The sequence below is a fragment of the Nocardiopsis halophila DSM 44494 genome, from assembly GCF_000341245.1.
GTDB lineage: Bacteria > Actinomycetota > Actinomycetes > Streptosporangiales > Streptosporangiaceae > Nocardiopsis_A > Nocardiopsis_A halophila.
In genome coordinates, this window is record NZ_ANAD01000244.1 from 1 (window position 1) to 18,688 (window position 18,688).

Sequence of the window (18,688 nt, forward strand, 5' to 3'; positions counted from 1 at the left end):
TGGACCGGGCCGTGCGCGCNCGACCGCCAGATCACCGGAGAGCACATCGCCCGGCCCGCAGGTGTGGAGGCGCGCGACCACCGCGCCCTGCGCCAGCGCCTGGAGCCGCTGCTGCGCCGGGCCTGGGAGGACATGTGCGACCCGGAGGGCACGCTCTTCCGCTTCCGGCACGACACCTACGTCAAGATCTGGCAGCTCTCGCCCGAGCCCCGCATCCGCGTCGGCGGCCAGGGCCGCGGGTACGTGCTGGTCGACGAGGCCCAGGACATCAACCCGGTGGCCGAGGACATCCTGCGCCGCCAGGACCACCTCCAGCAGATCTGGGTGGGCGACTCGGCCCAGGCCATCCACGCCTGGCGGGGCGCGATCGACGCCCTGGACCGCCAGGGGCCCGACGTCACCCTGTCGCTGACCCAGTCCTTCCGCTTCGGCGGCGCGGTCGCCGCCGAGGCCAACAAGTTCCTGGAGCTGCTCGGCGCCCCGCTGCGGGTGCGCGGAACCCCCCAGCTGGACACCCGGGTCAGCGACGGGCCGATGGAGGAGCCCGAGGCGGTCCTGTGCCGCACCAACGCCGGCGCCTTCACCGAGGCCCTGGCCCAGCTGCGCGCCGGGCGCCGGGTCGCCATCGTCGGCGGCACCGACGACCTGATGCGCCTGGTGGAGGCCGCCGAAGCCCTCCAGGAGGGCAAGCGCACCACCCACCCGGACCTGGCGCTGTTCGGGTCCTGGGGGCAGGTGATGCGCTGCGTGGCCGAGACCCCCGAGGACCTGGGGCAGCTGGCCACCTTCGCCCGCCTGGTGGACCAGCAGGGCACCGAGGAGGTGCGCCGGGCCCTGGAGCAGATGAGCGCGGCCGACCCGCAGGTGTGGATCTCCACCGCCCACAAGGCCAAGGGGCTCGAATTCGACCGGGTGCGCATCGGCGACGACTTCCCCGCACCCCCCGGCATCGACCCTGAGGCCGATGAGGGGCGCCGCCAGACGTTCGACCTCAAGGCCGAGGCCCAGCTGGCCTATGTGGCCGTCACCCGCGCGCGGGCCGAACTCGACCGCGGCAGCCTGGCCTGGATCGAGGAGATGCAGCCCGCCCACACGGCAGACGCCGGCGGCGAGCAGGAACAGCGCGCCGAGCGCGAGCAGGCGCCCGATGCGGCGCAGGACGCCGAACCCCCGGGCGAGCAGGAGGCGGCCCAGCAGGCGCCGACGGAGCAGGAGGCCCGAGCGGAGCAGACGGCGCACGAGGACCAGGAGGCGGCCGAGCCGCCGCGTGAGGCGGCGCCCCCCTCGCAGGAGCCGGGCCGCGAACAGGAGCCCCCGGCAGCACAGGACCGGGAGGCCGAGCCGCAGCCGGGTGTTGCAACCGCCCGCGGCGCCCGCCGACTGCGCGGGCTCCGCGGAACCCCGGGGCGCCCGTCCGGGCTGTCCGCTCCCGAACAGGAGCAGCCCGAACCGGTACAAGAACACGCCCCGGGCGGCGACCCCCGACACGAGGCCGCCGAGGCGGACACCGCACAGCAGGACCAGGAAGCCCCCGCCGACGAGCCCCAGGACGCCGAGCCGCTGCCGCTCTTCGACGAGGAGCTGCAACAACAGGCCCCGCTTCAGGGCGCCGCAGCGCACGACGGGGACAAGGAAGCACCGGCCGCGCAGCAGGAGCAGCCGGTGCGCCCCGCCCCAGAGCCCGGCGGCCCGGCCTCCCAGGACGAGCCCGCCCGCGAGGAGGCCGGAGGGCAGGACCAGCAAGCCCCCGCCGACGGGCAGGAGCCGCAGGCCGAGCAGGACGCACCCGAACCGGAGCCGCCCGGCCACCAGGACCAGCAGCCCCTCTGGGAGACCGATCCGGAAGCCGCACCGCGGGAGGAGGACCAGGCCGGGGAGGCCGGCGCCGGGGGAGACGGCACCGCCCCCGCGCTGCCCGAGGGCGGACCGGGATTCGGCCTCCAACCGGGCGACGGCGCCGCCGTGCTGCTGCGCTACCCCCAGGAGGACCTCCCCGGGCCGCTGCCCCAACTGCTCATCGGCACCTACCTGGGGGGCAGCGACGACGCCGACGGCTTCCTGCGCCTGCGCCAGGCAGACCAGGACCACCGGGTGGCCGCGAACAACGTCGAAGAGGTGACCACCACCGGCGGGACCACCACCTGGCGCCGAGAACCCGAGCGGGAACCCCTCATCGAGGACATGCTCGGCCTGCACGCCCTGACCCTCGCCCCCCACGCGCCCGAGCAGCTCGACGAAGTGCTCGACGGGCTCAGCAGGCTCGCCCCCCGCCTGCCCACCCTGGACTTTCCCACCCAGATCGACGCCCTGTCCCGGGGCCAGGCCTCCACGCACCAGCGCCAGTTCACCCACGCCCTGCTGGACCTGCTGTCCGACGGCGACCGCGAACAGCCCCTGACCCCCACCGACCCGCGCATCGCCGAGGCCCCCGCCCAGCGCCGCGACCTGGCCCGCACGCTGATCGCGGTCGCCGACAAGCGCAGCCCCCTGGGGATGTGGGAGCGCAGCGCCCTGCGCTCGACCCTGGCCTACGCCGACACCGCCCACATCCCCGACGACGTGGTGCGCATCGAGGCCTCGCTCAGCGGGGTCACGGTCCGCACCGCCCCCGAGTCGCCCTCGATCAGCGAGGTCGACGAGGTGCTGCGCTCACGAGGGATCGGCTTCCAGCGCCTGGGGGCGACCGCGGCCTGGGTCGCACCCCAATCAGTGGGGTACGAGGCGCGGCAGGTGCAGCTGCGCAAGGCGCTCTACGCCCTGCACCGCCGCGGTGTTCCGGCCATCACCGAGGAGCGCTGGCAGCAGATCGCCACCGGCTCGGTCCCCGCCCCCGAGGCCGCGCGTGAACAGGACGGGCCGGCGCCGCTGGCACAGATGCTCCCAACCGGCCAGGAAACCGCAGCCGCGCGCGAGCGCTCCCCCGAGGGCACCCCGGGTCCCGTCTCGCCCGCCGACGAAACCCCCGACGCACAGCCCGCCGACGACAGCGGGGCGGCCGCCCCGCCCCCTGAGGCCGCCCGACCGGCGCCCCCCACGAACGAGGCCCAGCAGCCCCAGCCCGCGACCGCCCGGCCCCAAGAGCAGGCGCCCACCGCCGAGGACCGCGGCCGCCCCGACGCTGAGGTCCAGGCGCACCGCGCCCGCATTGAGGAGCACATCACCGCTCTGGAACGCGCCGGTCGACGCACGTCCGAGGAGCGCCGCAGCGCTCTGCTGCGGGCACTGCACGAAGGCGCCGAGGCGCTCCCCCCTGCCGACCTACGCCAGCTGATGGCGCGGGCCGACGCCGGCGACTCGGCGGGAGCGTGGGAACGCGAGCAGCTCCGCAGCCGCCTGCAGGACCTGCAGATCACCCCGGGGGTGGTGCGCGTCGAACGCGACGGCCGCAACATCGTGGTGCGCGGTGTGGCGCCCCAGGACCGCCAGCTCGTCGGCGAGCTGGAACGGCTGGGGTTCAGCAGGTCCCACGACCTGTGGGCGTCGTCCAGCCTGATGGCCAAGTCTCAGGACAAGCGCCTGGTCGAGCTGCTGCGGAGTCTTGAGGCGATGGGGCGCGAGCGCATCACCGAAGACCAGCACGAACGCCTACACGGCCCGGAAAAGTCCGCTCAGTCGACCCAGAAGAGCGCGGGAGAGCCCATGGCCGAATACGGTTCCCTCCAGTCCAACTTCGCCAGCTCCGACCAACAGGACGAACAGCGTTCCTCGCGTGTGAAGACCAACGGCCCGGGGCGGCCGCCGCACATGAGGATCAACGTGGTCAACGACCAATCCGACCACGAACCGCAGCGCTCGGATGCGCCCGCCCCGCAGGCGGGTGCCCCCCGGCCCGCCCCGCAAGCGCCGAATCCGGCCCCGCCTCCGGCACAAGCACCGCAGCCCGCACCCGAGGCCCCTGCCCCCGGCCCCGGCTCCGGAGGCGACGGCGACAAGAACACGACCGGCCCCGTGGTGATCGACGCCCGCCAACTGCGAGTCAAGCACAAGGAATGGAAGGACACCCTGGTCAAGGAAGGGCGCGCCGCGGCGATCGCCAAGGTCGACCCGGACATGCACAAGCGGGCCGAGGAGATGAGCACCAAGGCCATGAAGAAGGGCCAGGACGTGCACCTGGTCCTGCCGAGCAACGACCCCAAGGCGATCGCCGACCACATCGAGCGGGCCAAGGAGGCCGGCTACACCGTCACCCTGGCCGTACGAGTCACCCCCGAGGCCGAGCGACTGATGAAGACGCTGGACAACCTGGAGGCCCACGCCCGCAACCGCACCGCCCACCAAGCGGTCTGGCCCGGCGAGCAGGAGCGCGAGGTCGACAACATGCAGACGCTGCTCAAGCGGGCCTACCAGGAGAAGGCGGTCGACTCCATCCAGCTCTACCCCGCCTCGGGCAACAAACCCGCCTACACCGCCAACCTGAACCACGACCACGACGCCAACGGCAACCGGACCGCCAGCACCTGGGACAACCCCCACCCGGTGGAAGAGACCATCGGCGCCATGCGCGACGCCTCGCTCTCTCCCCAGCAGCAGCAGGAGCTCCGCAGCCGGGTGGTGGAGATGGGCAAGCGCCTGCCCGCGCCCGAGACCTGCGACGGGGTAGGCCTGACGGCCCGCAACGAGCTGGCCAAAGGCCTCAACGAGCTGGCCCAGGCGATGAACATGGACCCGGTCGACCCGGAACTGGCGCGCAAGTCCACCATGGCCACCTCCGACCAGCCCCACCACGACGGCGCCCACCAGCAGCCGCCCCAGCACGACCCCTACGCCAACATCCCCGACATCAGCGAAGGGGCGTCGGTGCGCAGCACGAACGGGGGAACCTGGGGCGGCCCCGAGGGAGGCCAACAGCCGCACCAGGCGCCGCCCCAGCCCCAGCACCGGCAGACCGCCGGGGCCGCCCCCTCGATGGGCTGATGCGCCCCTCGTCCGCTAGGAGGGGCCCGGCCCCCGGCGCGGCGCCGGACGGTGCTCAGCCGGGCCCGGGCCGTGGCCGGGAGCCTGCCCGGGCCCCTCGCCGCCGGGGGAGGGGCCAGAAGCGGCGCCGCCCGGACGCGCCCGCAGCCCCCGGCCCAGGGCCGCGTCCAGCTCGGCCGGGGGCAGCAACCGCTCAGCCTCCTCCACGCTGACCCCGTGCGCGGCCGCGGCCGCCTCCAGACGCATCCGCCTGAAGTGCTCGGTCTCGGTGCGGGCCTGCTCCACATCGGCCCGCACCGCCTCAGCGGCCGTCTGCTTGATCCCCCGGCGCGCCTGCGCCAGGTCGGCCCGGGCCTCGGACAGCTCCTGCCCGGTGCGCCCCAGCTCCTCCTCCAGGCCGCGGCGCTCGCGCCGCCGGAACCACCCGCCGGCCTGCTCGACCCGCTGCTGCAGCTCCTGGCGCCGCCCGTCCAGCCGCCGCACCCGCTGGGCCGCCTCATCGGCCTGCTCCTGCAGGGCGGCGATGCGCTCCTGGGCGGCCTGGCTGGCCGGGCCGCGCCCGGCACGGGCCTCCTTCTCGTCCAGTGGCCGCCACTGCGGAGCAGCGTCCTCGGAGGCCACCGGGCCCGCCCGGCGGCCCTTCCGGGCCTTGTCGAGCTCGTCGGTGACCATGCCCTCGTCGAGGTAGGACAGGGTCTGGGCGTAGGACTGCAGGGTGCGGGCGGTGCGCTCCTGGCCGGTCTTGGGCGCCCCCAGACGCGCCCGCTCCTCGGTGTTCTCCAGCTCGGCCGCGCCGAAGTGCCAGTCGACCCGCTCAGAGCCCCGGGAAGCCGCCGAGTAGCCGTCGTTGGCGCTGGCACCCTGCCCCAGCAGCTGGATGCGCCGGGCAGTCAGCCCCTGGGCGGAGGCGATCGTGAGCGCATAACCGTGGGTCAGCTTCTCCTCGGCGATATCGGCCGGGGCCATCCAGGCGCGCTGGACCTGTTCGGCGTGGCGCCACTCCACCTGCGCCCCCAGCCGCGGATCCACCGCCACCACCACGCCGCGGAACCCGTTGAGCACGTCCACATCGCCCTCGCCACGGCGGGCCCGGTAGTCGTTGGCGCGCACCCGCACCTGGTCGCCCACGGCCATCTCCACGTGCCCACCGCGCAGAAGAGGGAACTCCACGCCGCTGCCCAGCAGCCCGTTCTCGCGTGCGAGTCGGCGCATCCGCGCGTTCAGCAGGTCGACCTGCTCGTTGTAGGTGGCCATCACCAGCAGGTCCGACACCGCCTCGTGGGCGTCGGCGATCGCGGACCGGTCGGCCCACCACCGCTGGGCGATCTGGTCGTAGGCCCCCTGCAGGTCGCGCGAGACGTGCACCCGGCCGGCGGTGTTCCAGGCATCCAATGCCGAGCGGAAGGCGCCCTCGCGCCATGCGGACAGCGCGGCCCGGTCAACCGGATCGCGCTGGCGGCGGTTGCCGGTCATGTGCGGCCCGCCCACCAGCTCGTGGAGCCGCTGGAAGGCCCCGCCGGCGCCAACCGGGCGCAGCTGCTTGGGGTCGCCGATGGCCACGACCTTGGTGCCGGTGACCTCGGCGGCCTGGACCACCAGCGCCAGGGCGCGGTCGGAGACCATCGCGCCCTCATCGATGATCAGCACGTCCACCCCGGCCATCCCGGAGTGCTCGGCGACGGCGTGCTGCCAGGAGGCCAGGGTGCGCGATTCGATGTCGGCCTGGGCGCTCAGGTTCGCCGCGGCCACCGCGGCGGTCGCACCCCCGGCGACGGTGAGCCCGGCGGCCTGCCAGGCGGCGCGGGCGGTGGCCATGATGTTGGTCTTGCCCGACCCGGGAACGCCGGTGAGCGCCTCCACACCGTGCCCGGCGCCCACCAGGCGCCGCACCACGGCCTCCTGTTCGGCCGACAGGGCGTGACCGCGGCGCTGCTCCTCCTCCTTCAGCACGCGCTCGACCTGCACGGCGGGGACGGTGCCTGCGCCCTCGCCGAGCCGGGCCACCGCCGAGCCGGTGATGGTGCGCTCGGACTCCTCGACGTCCTTGGAGGTGAAGCGCTCGGAGTTGGCCAGGTGGGAGGCCCCGGCCTTGGGCATGCGCACGGCCCTGGCATCGCCCTGGGCCACATCGGTGAGCTCTTCGAGCTGCTCTTGGCCGCTGACACCGTCCTGGCAGGCGTCGGCCACGGCTGCGAGGATCTTGGCGCGCTTGGTGACCTTCCTAGCGGAGGTCACCCCGTGCTCGGGATCCCACACCCGCGCCGCGACGGCGTCCGGGTCAGGCGCCTGGGGCCCCGGCGGGCCCGGGGCTGCGGCGTTGGAGTCGGGCGGGCGCTTGCGCAGCGCCTCGTGGACCAGCCGTTCGGGATCGATGCGGGCCTGGCGGGCGCGCTCGTGCCAGGACGCGCGCTCCTCGTCCCGAGTGAACTCCTTCTTCGCAGCGGCGGTGCGCCGCGCAGCCTCCCGCTTCTGGGTCACCGAGGCGCCCTCCCCGGCCTCGGCCTCGACCTGGGCGGAGCGCCGGGAGTACACCCGGCGCACGCTCGGTCCGATGCCCTCGATCTCCCACCGGCCGGTCTTGGCGTCGCGCTGGTAGACCAGGCCGGGGAAGGCCTGGCGCATCATGTTCCGTGACAGCGCGCGGGCCAGCTCGCCCACGGCCGGGGCGTGGAAGAACAGATCGATGCCGCCGGCGGCGACGGTGCGCCACTCGCCGTCGTCGCAGTAGACCATGTTGGCCAGCATCACGTGGGCGTGGCCGTGCGGGTCGCCGGGTGTTCCGTCGACCGGGCGGGCGGTGCGGTGCCAGGTGATGGTGCCGATGAAGCCGCTGGTGTCGACCTTCTTGGCCGCACGCCCCTCTCCTTGGTGTCCTGAGAGGCCGTAGGCGCACCAGGACTCCAGGGCGGTGACGGCGCGGCGCACCGCCTCCAGATGGATCTCCTCGACGCGGGCCGCGGTCGTCTCGTCGGCCAGGGCGGCCAGCACGTTCTCGCTCTTGGGAAAGTCGATGGTGACGTCGTATCCGCGGTTGCCCACCCGCACGCGCTCATCGGCGTAGGAGCGGGCGTGAGCCAGCTCCTCGGCTTCGTAGACCTCCTCCAGTGACACACCCGCCGCGTGGGCAACACGCTGCAGGTCGGCGACCGGGGCCCGGTGCCGTTCTGCGCCGTCGCGCTGAAGGCCGTTCTCCAGGCGCTCGAAGCGTTTGAAGGCCCAGTCCTTGTGCTTGCCATTCTTCTGCTCGCGCAGAAGCACCGAGACCGGCTTCCCGCGGCGCTCGGCCTCGGCCCTGACGGCCGCGACCAACAGGTGGGCGGGAAGAAGCGATTCGGGGTGGGCGGCCATCTTCGGGGCCACCAGGACCTCGCCGGTCTCGGGGTGGGACCCGGCCATGATCGTACGCACCGCCTCGACCGCGGCCGCGTCCTCCAGCACAGTCCGCGGGGCGAGGCCGAACTCGTGCCAGCCGTCGCCGATGCGCTCGATGGGGTGCACGCCCTTGAGTCGGTAGTTGACGACCGCGTCCTTGCCTCCGACCCGCGATTCACCGCAGGTCTGTGACAGTCGGTAGTCGACCTGTTCGGCGTCGGGGCCCAGCTTGGTCACGTTGCTCACTGCGGCCCCTCCCCTCGCTGCGCTCTCGATCGGCCCCTCTAGGGGCCGATCGTATCGTAGATACGTGCGTACTCACGGAAATCCTGTGATGGGATCATCACAGGATTTCCGTGAGTAGTTTTCTGTTGCTGAACGCAGCGGTGATGTCAGTGGAAACGCGGTGAAGTTGTCGCCGGTCTCACGCAGCGGAGTTGTCAGTAGGCATCAGAGTCGGCCACTTTCCTGCTCGGGTCGAGTGCGGAGGCGGCGTCCTCCTGCGGCTCTGCAGGGTCGCCTTCGGTGGGTAAGCCCGGCCGCCCGGAGCTGCGCCGGCCCCCCCACGCGGCCGTGCGGAACGGAGCACGGGCCCGGGGGTGGGATTGCGGGGCACTGGCCCGCCCGGGGCGCCCGAAAATTCCATGGAAGCCCAGGTCATAACCCTCTATCGGGTTGACTTCTACCATTTTTATTATATTATGTATGTAGTTGGGAACGGGGGTGGAGCCCCACCCGACCGAAGCACCCGAACCACCAACAGGAGAATCGCATGGACACCGACTTCCTGGCCTTCCTGCCGCACACAGGGCTTGAGATCCCGATGGACATCTGGGTCATCGCGCCCGGCATCCCCGTCGACGCGGAGCTGCCCGACGGCGACCACCCCGAGGAGGAGCGCTTCGGGGTGACGGTCGCGATCGAGGGCCAGGTGGTGACCCTGGTCGGCGCCGACGCCGACCCCGGTCTGCCGCCCCGGGTCGAGGTCACGCCCCGGGGGAACATCGACGCGCGCTCCGTGATCCGCAAGCTGGACGAAGTCGCCGCCCTGCCTCCGAACCCCCTGCACTACGAGGGGAAAGACGTCTTCGACGATGCAGACCTGGCGCGCGCGCTGCACACCGAAGCCGAACGGGCGCACCGCGCCCGAACCGGGGGACACGCCGCGCGAACCGGCGCCGTCCTGCACGACGTGCTGGACGCCGTGCACCGCGCCAACATCGCCGCCTACGAGGAGAACTACCACCTCGGCCCCGAGATCACCGTCCCCCAGAACGGCGGCTACACCGTCGTCAGCGGAGCCGGAGCGTGCAACGAGAACCTCGACTACCCGGAGGAGGCCCACGTCGGGCTGACTCTGCACAGCTTCACGTCCCACCACGAAGAGATCGGCATCCTCGATCTCACGGCAGGCGATCGGGCGGCCGACATCGCTGCGGCGATCGCCCGCCTGAAGGGGGTGAAGGCGCCGGGCGACTGACGCTCAGGCCATAGCCCGACGCGCCCGGCCCAGATGCAAGACGGCCGACCAGGGGCCCAATCCCCTGGTCGGCCCCGACATCAACACCGATCCAGTCACAGAAGGGCAGTCGAATGCCGAACTCCATTATCCCATCCGCCGGCACGCGGGACCCCCGGCTGGACGCAGATGAGCGCGATGCGCTTGTCCGGGCGGCCGCCGCGCCCCTCGGGCAGCTCCCGGCCGATGCCTGGGAGATGGGCGAATGGCTCGTCCACGAGGGGCTGCTGGAAGCCTTCGACGTCCACGAGGGAGATGGTGAGACGACCACGGTGTGGTGGCTCACCGAGAAGGGGGCCCGGACCGCCACCGGCGACCCCGAAGCGCTGGCGCGCCTGCGCCGGGCGCGCCAGCTGATCGAATACGTCATCGCCTCCACGCAGGACAAGGCGCGCAGCGCAGGACACGAGCGGCTGTGCGTCGATGTCCACCGGGCCGCAGACGCCATGCGCAAGGACGGCAAGACCCTGCTCGCGCAGCTGCGCTGCGCCACGATGGCCAAGGAACTCAGCCGCCGCGTCAGCGCGGACCCGAGCTACCCCGCCATCGAGTCCCAGGGGGGCGATACGCACCGGTTCCTGGCCTACCTGGGCGCCCTGAAATGCCCTGAACACGATGTGGCCCAGGCGGTCGCCGCCCGGCTGGACCGCCCGGAGTGGATGGCCGAGCGGAAAGACGACGAAGGGGAGCGCGAACAGCGGATGATCCACGGGCTCCACCTGGAGGAGATCGGCCGCTACCCCGCCGAGGGGCCGAGCGTGCTGGCCACTGTCCTGATCACACTGCGCCTGGCAGGCCTGGAGGCCCGAGAGCGCGACCTCCACCCCGGCCCCGGAGTGGAGGTTCAAGTCCCCGGTGGCTACGCGGTCGTCAGCGGCTGCGGCCGCCACGAGGGCCTCGACCACCCGCAGGGCCAGCACCAAGGCGGCCTGGCCGTGCACCGCTTCACCACCGACCACCAGCAGGTCGGCCTCATGGAGGCCTCCACCGGTGCACTCGGTGGCGCCATCGAACAGGTGCTCGCGGAGCTGCGGGCGATGAAGACCAGCGCGTCGGCCTAGACGCCTCACGGCCCGCCCCTATTCGGGGGCGGGCCCCTTGAATCCTCTGGTCGGAGGCCCTTCCCGGGGTTGACACCACCCCAATATATTATATTATGTATGTAGTTGGGAACGGGGGTGGCACCCCACCCGACCGAAGCACCCGAACCAGAAGGAGAAGACATGTGTGCCGGCGATTCCCCGACCTGTACCTGCTGCGCTCCTGAGCAGGAGTATCGCCCCATGGGCACGGCGACCTGCCAACCCTCCGCACCAAGTACCCCTCCGATGGGCCTGCTCATCCCCGGCGACGAAGTGGTGGTCGGGGACCCCGGCGACGAGCACGTCGTGCTCCGGGTCCTGAAGCGGAGCCCGGAGAAGGGCGGAACCGTCCGCCTCCTCATCGAGGAGGCGGAGGTGATTCCTGCGGGGTCCTTTGCCGACGGCCTCCTCCTGGAGGTGAAGGTCGGGCTAGACGTGGCGGGTGACGTGTCCTTCGGGAGGTACGCGGCCGTCCGCTACGGCCGGAGCGGGACGTTCTTCCCCGCCTAGAACCTGGTGGCCCGAAAGAGGCCGGACGCCTAAGGAAATGCGGGGCTCCGTCGGAGCCCGACTCACCCGGCCTAGGCGCCTTGCGGCCCGCCCCTGCTCGGGGCGGGCCTTTGTGATTCCCGAGGCTAGAACATACGACTCTTGAATTACCTGGTCAGGGCTCTTGTTCAGGATTGACATTAACTATATATCTTATATTATGCATGTAGTTGGCGATTGGGGGTGGCACCCCACTCCAACCGAAGCGCCCGACCGACGAACAGGAAGAAGACGGGCATGCACGAAGTGATCAACCTCTTCGCGGGGCCTGGAGGCTGGGACAAGGGGGCCGAAATTCTCGGCCTCACCGGCGTCCTCGGGGTGGACATCGACGCCGAGGCCTGCGCCACCGCCCGCGCCGCCGGGTACGCGCGGCACCACGGCGACATGCGGGACTTTGCCCCCGCTGCCTCCACGACCGGGATCATCGCCTCACCGCCCTGCCCGACCTGGTCGGCCGCAGGCAAGCGAAGCGGCCGATCCGACCTCGGGGTAGTGCTGGAGGCGATCAACCAGATCGGGATCACGGTCGGCGGTGACGCATGGAAGTCGGCCTACGGCCGCATCGAGGACCCGCGCACCGCGCTGATCGTCGACGCCGTCCGGCTGGCTACCGAACTGCCGACCGTGGAGTGGGTGCTGGCTGAGCAGGTCCCGGCTGCCGATCCTGTGTGGCAGGAGCTCGCGGCCGNAACTCGCCACCGACGGGTTCGCCACCTGCCACGTGGCCACGATCAACGCGGCCGACCTGGGTGTGCCCTCGCGGCGCCTTCGCACCTTCCTGGTCGCGACGCGGCATGACTACATCTCCCTGGACGGGCTGCCGACCCGGCAGCGGTGGAACTGCGGCCGATGGGACCCGCCCGCCCTGTGCCCGTCGACGAGCGCGCCGTGGCCGCAGAGGAGCATGGCCGCCGCGCTCGGCTGGTCGGCCGGAGAGCGCATCAACACCCGCGGCAACCGCCGCACAAGCGGAGGGAACGAGTTCAGTGCCGACGGGCTGTCGTGGTGCCTGACGGAGAAGGCGCGCAGCTGGAAGCGCGTCTCAGACGGCCAGCGCCTCACAGAGGCCCAGGCCGGTCTCCTCGCCGGGTTCCCCGGCGATTTCCCCTGGCAGGGTTCGCGCACCAAGGCCTTCTTGCAGGCCGCTGACGTGGTCGCCCCGCCGGTGGCCGCCGCCCTCCTGGGAACGGTGCTCGGGATCGAGTGGGGCGACCACGTCGCCGAGTACATGGAGCGCATCTACCAGGCCCCGGCGCCTCCGTCGCCTCTGCCGCCCCGCAGGGCGGTCCAGGAAGAGCTGTTCGCCCTCGCCAGCTGAACGACCGATCGGGAGCTTCGGGGCCGCACGGGATCTCGCCGGATGCGTGCGGCCCCGCCTCCGACCCTTCTTGCGAAAGAAAGGCATCCTCATTTCTACTGCATCTAAGCGCACCGACGGCGTGACGCTGACCCCTGGCACCGCCCCTGCCCTCACCGCCTACGACGTGGTCCTGGTGAACGTCTCCGGCGGGAAGGACTCCCAGGCGGCGTTGGACGTCACCATGGAGGCCGCCCGCACCGCCGGCGTGGCCGACCGGGTCGTGGTCGTCCATGCCGACCTCGGTGAAGCCGAATGGCCCGGAACCCGCGCGCTCGCCGAGGAGCACGCCGCGCACTACCGGGCACGCTTCGAGGTCGTCGCCCGCCGGAGCGGCGGGGCGGTGGAGACCATCCTGGAGCGCACCGAGAAGCGGGGGAAGTGGCCCGACGCGGCGCGGCGGTGGTGCACCTCGGACCACAAGCGCGGCCCTGTCCGCACCCTGATGACCCGCCTGGCCGCCGAGCTGAGAGAGGGCGGGGCGGTCACCGACCGGCCCGTGCACTTTCTCAACGTGATGGGGATGCGCGCACAGGAGTCCCGCGCACGAGCCCGCAAGACCGCCTATGCCCACGACGCCGCAGCCAGCAACGGGCGCCGCCACGTCGACGAGTGGCGGCCCATCCACGCCTTCACCGCCGACGAGGTCTGGGCCCGGATCTGGGCGGCGGGGACGCGCCCCCACTGGGCCTACTCGGCGGGGATGTCCCGGCTGAGCTGCCGGTTCTGCGTGCTGGCCTCGCGCGATGACCTGGTGTGCTCCGCGCGGCTCAACCCGGATCTGGCCCAGCGTTACGCGGAGGTGGAGGCCCGCATCGGCCACCGCTTCCGCCAAGACCTTTCCATGGCCGAGATCATCGCGCAGGCAGACAAGGCTGCTCCGGCCGCGCCGGAGCAGCCCGCCCTCTGGTGACCTCCCCTGCACTTGTGGGGCCCGGCCTGCCCGGCTGGCCCCACATTTTCGTCGCCGCAGAGCCCATGCGCTGGCGGCTCACCCGTCCGAACGGCGCCGACGCCCCTTGCCGGGGCGGCTGTTGCGCCAGTCGAGCAGGTCGCCGCGGCGGAACCGGGGGCGGGCCCCGCCGTCGACGGGGCGAGGGAAGCCGGCCGACCCCTTGTGCTGGTTGATCGCGTTGGCGCTCACGCCGATCTCTTTGGCGAATCGGTTGATGCTGACGGGCTCGTCGGGGTCGAGGCCGGGCAGCGCGACGGGTTCGGGGTGCTTGCGCTCGAAGGGGCGCAGGGCGTTGCGGGAGTACAGGTACTCCCGTCCCCCGCCGGTGGCGACGGGGCCCTCGGGGGTGTCGATGGTGCGCCGGGCGGGGCGGTCGCCGGCGGGGGAGGGGAACCCCGGCTGCTTGGCTACCCTGTTCACCACATGGAGGTAAGACCAGTCCTGCTCCGTGGCCCACGCGCGCAGGGTCACCAGGTCGTCTTGCTCCTCAGCGTCCATCGGGCCCTCCTGGTACGATGTGCTCTTCCTGAGCCTGTTCCAGGCTCGGGTGCTTCGGGGCGGTCCGGTGCCAGCCCGCGCTCTTGCGCGGGTCCCCAGTGGGGACCGGACCGCCCTTCATTGTACATAATGTAATGCATATAGTTCACGTCGCGGGCCCCCTGGCGCAGCCCGCACTCCGGGCAGCGGTCGGCATGTCTGAGCGTGGGCCTCGGCCCACCGACGAGCTTCGCCCTCCTCCCGGCACCCGGGACTCCCGAAGCCACGGCGAGCCGCAAAGTAACCCGCGGGTAGCTTAGGGGTCCCAGGTCAGGGGGCGGTTCAGCTCCCTGTGGGCCTGCGCAGGACGATCGCGCTCGCGTCGTCGCGGTACAGCTCCCCGTCCTCCTCACCGTCTTCGGCGGCGGCGACGAGGGCGTCGGCGAGGGCCTGCGGGTCGTCGGCGTGCTCCCGGAACAGCTCCTCGGCCGTCTCCAGGTCCACCTGGTCCGAGACGCCGTCGCTGACCAGCAGCACCATGGGGACCTCCTCGGGGACGGTGAGCTGGCGCACCGTCATCTCCGTGGCCTGCGCGAGGCCCAGCATCGCGCAGTTGTCGTGCTCCTCAGCGATCTCGACGGGGGTTCCGTTCCAGCGCAGCCACTGCCCTACGGTCTGGTCCGTGGACCAGAGGGTGAGCGCCTCGCCATCCCAGGCGTAGGCGCGGCAGTCGCCGATCCAGCCCACGGTCGTGTCGCGCCCGGGCTCCATGGAGGCGTAGACGGCGGACATGTGCGGCGGGTCGTCGTAGGCGCCGGCCATCCGCCCGGCGGTGGTCAGGCCGACCAGCCCGCCCATGTCCATCGCGAGCAGGGTGATCGCCTGCGGCGCGATCCCGGCGAGGGCGGTGGTGTCCGGGCTGTGGCCGGCGCCGTCCACGACGGCCGCGCACACCCGCTCGCCGCGCCGGTGGACGTGGGCGCCGTCCGCGCACGGCGGCTCGGTCCCGGGCCGCTCCAACGGGCTCGGCGGAACCGGATCGGGCGCTACCTAAACGGCACGTTCCGTTTAGGTAGCGCGGGGTTCCGCTCCGACACCCCGCCGCCCCCTTCTGGTGCCCGATAATCGGCATTATCGGGCACCAGACGGGAGGGGCGGGCCGCCGCGTCCCGGTACCCCTGCGCGGGTATGAGCCCCATGCGGCCCACGGGGCCTCCCGCGCGACCGGAGGAGGGGGCCGACGTCGCCCGCCGACGCCGAGGGCATCGGCGGCCTTCGAGCGGGCACCGGTGTCGGCCACGAGAGGAACGGGGGACCCGCTGTGCCCGTCACGCCGTTTCAAGCCGCCACTGATGTCCTGGAACGAGGACGTGGCTTCCTCGCTCTCGACGTGGAATCCACAGAACCATTGACGCGCGAGGACCTGCGTCGGGCGGCGCTAGTGTCCGGAGTCGCGGCTTTGGACACGTACCTGCATTGGGAGATCAGGAAAATCAAACTCGCCTCTCCGCTGCCGCAAAAGCTCGCCGAAGTCGACGTCCCCTTCAGCGACCTGGTCGCGATGGGCGAAAAGTCGGTGCGCTCCCGAAAGAGAGGCGTCCGCGATCGCCCCAGAACCTCGGCTAGGGACACCCTGAACGACAGGCTGCTGACGATGACCTTTCAGGACCGAAAGGGCGTTGAGAGAGCTTTGCAGATGCTGGGGGCGGAAAAACCCTGGAGGAAGTTGTCCAAAGCCATAGAACCGAGCACTTCTCCGGAGGCTCTCCAGAGAAGACTAAACGAGATCTCGCACCGCCGAAACAAGATCGTTCACGAGGGGGATCTCAGGCGGCTCGTCAAACCTCGTGCTATTACCCACGAGAAGATCACGTCAGAATCGGTGCGGGCGGACCTCGATTGGATCGAATCCTTCATCAGCGCTCTGCACTCCATCGTCGATTAGACGCGATTGCTGCGTCTGCTTGTCAGGGCGCGTGCAGACCGACGATCACTCAGTTCCTGACCTGGTGATCGTCGACGCCGGACACGTCCGCATGAGCGAGATCGGCCCTCAGGGGGTCTTTCTGGCCTCGTCGCGCCGTTGCTGGCGCGCTTGGGCCTTCCGCTGGCGTTCGGCTGGCTGGACGTAGAGCACCAGCGCCATCTCCTCGATCATCTCGGCGACATCGGCGATCTCGTCTGCAGAGTAGGCGATACCCTGGTGCAGGGTGTCGTTGCCGACCATCCGCACCTCGTGCAGGTCATCAATGAGCTTGTCCGGGAGCCGTCCCTTGAGCTCATCGATCTTGGCCATGAGGGTGCGGGCCGTCGCGCCCTGGTCCTTGCAGATCTCCTCGATCGTGGCCCGGTAGCCGGCGCCCGCCAGACGATAGGGCGGTACGCGCTCGGCATGGGCGGCCTCCACGAACAGATTCCGGATCCGCTCGGGAACATCGGAACCAAGAGTACGCGGGACGGGGTCGGGCCATACCGTCCTACGCCAGCATTCCTCAGGCCCGTTCTCCCCGTAGGTCCAACCGACCAGTTCCAGGATCGTCCGTTTGCACATATGGCACTGCCAAGCCTCCTCGTGGATGTAGGCGTTACCCAACAAGAAGGAGGGGCTGGTCTGAAAATCAGGATGGATCCTGCGGTCACTGCGGAGCGTCATACCGGAACCGACACCGCACTCGGAGTGGGGGCAGATCCGGGCCTTTATGATCGGAGAAGAAGCCATGAGGAGAGTGAGCCATAAGGCGGGGATCTTGTCGAACGGCGAAGTCGACTTCGCCGCTGGCGTTGCAATCCCTCCAGGGATGATGAAGTACCGCCGCGCCTACGAGGAGGCCCCGTGCTCGCAGCTGTCAGCAGCTTAGCCCGTGTTGGTGACAGCGCCAAGGGATCCGCTGGGGCGGCGGCTCAGGCCGGCAGGGGGGTCCGGCCGCCTCCATCGATCCGCTCCAGCAGACCGGCGACGTCGGACTCCTGCGACGCTAGTCGCGATTCCTGACGGGCCTGCGGGGTGCGTCCGGTGGGCCGGGGCGGCGCCGAACCGGGAAGGGCCCCGCCCCGGGCTCTCCGGGGCGCCGAGGAACCGGCGTTCGCCCCCGCACTCGTGGAAGATCAGTCCTCACTCTGGAGAGGACCAGGGGATCCCCATCGTGCCCCATTGGGCCAGAGCCTCCATTCCAGTGAGCCACCCGTGGGGATTGTCGCGGGTCGCCTTAGAGGTGGTAGCGACGAGTGCGGCTAGGCCCTGAGGGGTGAGTTCCTCGGTCGGGTGGACCAGATCCTGCTCCGGCGTGCCCTCGACCTCCCGAATGTCCTCGTACACCTCGTTGAGGTGTTCGAGGGCGCCCTCGTAGCTCTCGGCGTCCTCGAATTCCAAGTGCTCGCCTTCGGTGTCGACCCCCCACACCATGTACGCGTACTCGCTTCCCTCCCTCATCTCGATGATGTACAGGGCGAGCCGAGGGGGGAGGGGCTTGTATGCCTTGATTATTCCGTCAGGGATGTCCATCACATCTCCTCAGTGGTCTTGATGCCTGCGATGGCGTCGTGCGCACCCCGCATAGCGCTCGTGGAGCTGCCCGAGGCGGGCAGGGACCCGCTGCGGTGGACCTGGCGCGGATGGGTGCCGTGAGGCCTCAGCCCTGCTGCTCGGCGGCCGCGCAGATGTCGCAGTCGCACACCGCCTCGTAGCCCAGCTCGGCCAGGCACTCCTCCTCCGGCACGCCCTCCCTGGCGCGGATTCGGGCGGCGCGCGCCCTGCGCTTGGCGTCGTCTGTCATGGTTCAGCCCTTCCGTCGTTCGTGCAGTTGGCCCTGGCGTGCGCGCAGGAGGTCGGCCCACAGCCGGGTCAGGTCGTCGTAGGTCTCGCCGGGGCCCACCTCGAAGGCGTGCTCCACGGCGCGCTCGCGGCCGTGGGTCTCGATGAAGGTGAAGAAAGCCGGGGTCGGCTCCACGCCCGGCTCGAAGGGGTGGATCGCGGCCATGTCGAGGATGTCCCTCGTGGCGCTGGACATGTCGAGGATGTCGGGGTCGGCCCGGTCGGGCCACCCGGGGTAGGTCATGTCCAAATAGTGGGCGCCCTCATCCACGCGGCGCCGGAGCTGCCGGTCGTGGCGGCGGTACCGGTCGGAGAGGGTGGGCTGGGAGATGCCGAGAATGCTGGCGGCGCTGATCTGGCCGTGGCGGACGGCGAGCCGGTAGGCCACGGCGTCGGCGTAGGCGGAGGCGATCGCCTTGGCGTCCTGGGGGGCCTGGACGGCGGCGGCGTAGGCCTCTGCGGCGTCGAGGGCGTCGAGGGCGTCGGTGTCGAGGTGGATGTACATGGGGTTCCTTTCATCGACACCCTCATTATAGGGGTACCCCTATAATCCGTCTAGGGGTATCGGGGAGATAAAAAAGGGGGGCGCCGTAGCGCCCCCTCGACCCCGCGTGCGCGGGGAAAGGACATGCAAACCTACTACGTTTCA

15 protein-coding genes are annotated in these 18,688 nt (G+C 71.2%); 8 read left to right on the forward strand and 7 right to left on the reverse strand.

Features of this window, described 5'->3' with window-relative positions; translation table 11 throughout:
- The first annotated feature begins 63 nt into the window (after positions 1 to 63).
- Positions 64 to 4,914: a 3'-5' exonuclease gene (locus tag D450_RS32010; protein ID WP_206539669.1), complete on the forward strand. Its 4,851-nt coding sequence runs from the start codon at positions 64 to 66 to the stop codon at positions 4,912 to 4,914.
- Positions 4,915 to 4,929: 15 nt separating this feature from the next.
- Here the strand turns inward: D450_RS32010 and mobF are convergent, their stop codons facing one another.
- Positions 4,930 to 8,532 carry a MobF family relaxase gene (gene mobF / locus D450_RS0125985; protein ID WP_017541550.1) on the reverse strand — a complete coding sequence of 1,201 codons (3,603 nt, stop codon included), beginning with the start codon at positions 8,530 to 8,532 and terminating at the stop codon, positions 4,930 to 4,932.
- A gap of 526 nt (positions 8,533 to 9,058) precedes the next feature.
- Between mobF and D450_RS0125990 the strand changes: the two genes are divergently transcribed.
- From D450_RS0125990 to D450_RS31355, 6 genes are all read left to right on the forward strand, one after another.
- Positions 9,059 to 9,766: a hypothetical protein gene (locus D450_RS0125990; RefSeq protein WP_017541551.1), complete on the forward strand. Its 708-nt coding sequence runs from the start codon at positions 9,059 to 9,061 to the stop codon at positions 9,764 to 9,766.
- 113 nt (positions 9,767 to 9,879) lie between these two features.
- The gene (locus D450_RS0125995; protein ID WP_152520918.1) at positions 9,880 to 10,866 is read left to right on the forward strand and encodes a hypothetical protein; all 987 of its coding nucleotides are present in this window, start codon (positions 9,880 to 9,882) and stop codon (positions 10,864 to 10,866) included.
- A gap of 267 nt (positions 10,867 to 11,133) precedes the next feature.
- Complete coding sequence (locus D450_RS0126000) at positions 11,134 to 11,397, forward strand: hypothetical protein (protein WP_017541553.1); 264 nt, start codon at positions 11,134 to 11,136, stop codon at positions 11,395 to 11,397.
- A 276-nt stretch (positions 11,398 to 11,673) separates the two neighbouring features.
- Positions 11,674 to 12,237, forward strand: a complete 564-nt coding sequence (locus tag D450_RS0126005) for a DNA cytosine methyltransferase (protein ID WP_026128778.1) — start codon at positions 11,674 to 11,676, stop codon at positions 12,235 to 12,237.
- Positions 12,161 to 12,757, forward strand: a complete 597-nt coding sequence (locus D450_RS0126015) for a DNA cytosine methyltransferase (RefSeq protein WP_152520919.1) — start codon at positions 12,161 to 12,163, stop codon at positions 12,755 to 12,757. The genes D450_RS0126005 and D450_RS0126015 overlap by 77 nt, the downstream gene beginning before the upstream one ends.
- A gap of 121 nt (positions 12,758 to 12,878) precedes the next feature.
- On the forward strand, positions 12,879 to 13,709 hold the full coding sequence (locus D450_RS31355) for a phosphoadenosine phosphosulfate reductase domain-containing protein (protein ID WP_017541555.1): 831 nt from the start codon (positions 12,879 to 12,881) through the stop codon (positions 13,707 to 13,709).
- Between the two features lie 78 nt (positions 13,710 to 13,787).
- Here the strand turns inward: D450_RS31355 and D450_RS0126025 are convergent, their stop codons facing one another.
- Together D450_RS0126025 and D450_RS0126030 are read right to left on the reverse strand one after the other, a co-directional pair.
- Positions 13,788 to 14,249, reverse strand: coding sequence for a hypothetical protein (locus tag D450_RS0126025; protein WP_017541556.1), 462 nt, complete (start codon positions 14,247 to 14,249; stop codon positions 13,788 to 13,790).
- Between the two features lie 321 nt (positions 14,250 to 14,570).
- Positions 14,571 to 15,248 carry a SpoIIE family protein phosphatase gene (locus tag D450_RS0126030; protein WP_017541557.1) on the reverse strand — a complete coding sequence of 226 codons (678 nt, stop codon included), beginning with the start codon at positions 15,246 to 15,248 and terminating at the stop codon, positions 14,571 to 14,573.
- A 301-nt stretch (positions 15,249 to 15,549) separates the two neighbouring features.
- Between D450_RS0126030 and D450_RS0126035 the strand changes: the two genes are divergently transcribed.
- Positions 15,550 to 16,173 (forward strand): hypothetical protein, encoded by a 624-nt coding sequence (locus D450_RS0126035; RefSeq protein WP_152520920.1) that lies wholly within the window; start codon positions 15,550 to 15,552, stop codon positions 16,171 to 16,173.
- Positions 16,174 to 16,281: 108 nt separating this feature from the next.
- Here D450_RS0126035 and D450_RS31360 read toward each other — a convergent pair whose 3' ends face one another.
- The 4 genes from D450_RS31360 to D450_RS0126055 all read right to left on the reverse strand — a co-directional run bounded on the left by D450_RS31360 (position 16,282) and on the right by D450_RS0126055 (position 18,544).
- A complete protein-coding gene (locus tag D450_RS31360) occupies positions 16,282 to 16,881 on the reverse strand; it encodes a DUF4145 domain-containing protein (RefSeq protein ID WP_017541559.1) in 600 nt (199 codons plus the stop codon).
- Between the two features lie 459 nt (positions 16,882 to 17,340).
- Positions 17,341 to 17,730 (reverse strand): hypothetical protein, encoded by a 390-nt coding sequence (locus D450_RS0126045; RefSeq protein ID WP_017541560.1) that lies wholly within the window; start codon positions 17,728 to 17,730, stop codon positions 17,341 to 17,343.
- A gap of 127 nt (positions 17,731 to 17,857) precedes the next feature.
- Entirely contained in the window at positions 17,858 to 18,001 is a 144-nt protein-coding gene (locus D450_RS33770; protein WP_017541561.1) for a hypothetical protein, read from the reverse strand.
- A 3-nt stretch (positions 18,002 to 18,004) separates the two neighbouring features.
- Entirely contained in the window at positions 18,005 to 18,544 is a 540-nt protein-coding gene (locus D450_RS0126055; RefSeq protein WP_017541562.1) for a hypothetical protein, read from the reverse strand.
- Positions 18,545 to 18,688: the final 144 nt, after the last annotated feature.

Excerpts from the sequence above, each read along its gene's own strand:
- D450_RS0125990 (WP_017541551.1), top strand. The coding sequence starts at position 9,059 with ATGGACACCGACTTCCTGGCCTTCCTGCCGCACACAGGGCTTGAGATC.
- D450_RS0125995 (WP_152520918.1), top strand. The coding sequence starts at position 9,880 with ATGCCGAACTCCATTATCCCATCCGCCGGCACGCGGGACCCCCGGCTG.
- D450_RS0126000 (WP_017541553.1), top strand. The coding sequence starts at position 11,134 with ATGGGCCTGCTCATCCCCGGCGACGAAGTGGTGGTCGGGGACCCCGGC.
- D450_RS0126025 (WP_017541556.1), bottom strand. The coding sequence starts at position 14,249 with ATGGACGCTGAGGAGCAAGACGACCTGGTGACCCTGCGCGCGTGGGCC.
- D450_RS31360 (WP_017541559.1), bottom strand. The coding sequence starts at position 16,881 with ATGACGCTCCGCAGTGACCGCAGGATCCATCCTGATTTTCAGACCAGC.
- D450_RS0126045 (WP_017541560.1), bottom strand. The coding sequence starts at position 17,730 with ATGGACATCCCTGACGGAATAATCAAGGCATACAAGCCCCTCCCCCCT.
- D450_RS33770 (WP_017541561.1), bottom strand. The coding sequence starts at position 18,001 with ATGACAGACGACGCCAAGCGCAGGGCGCGCGCCGCCCGAATCCGCGCC.
- D450_RS0126055 (WP_017541562.1), bottom strand. The coding sequence starts at position 18,544 with ATGTACATCCACCTCGACACCGACGCCCTCGACGCCCTCGACGCCGCA.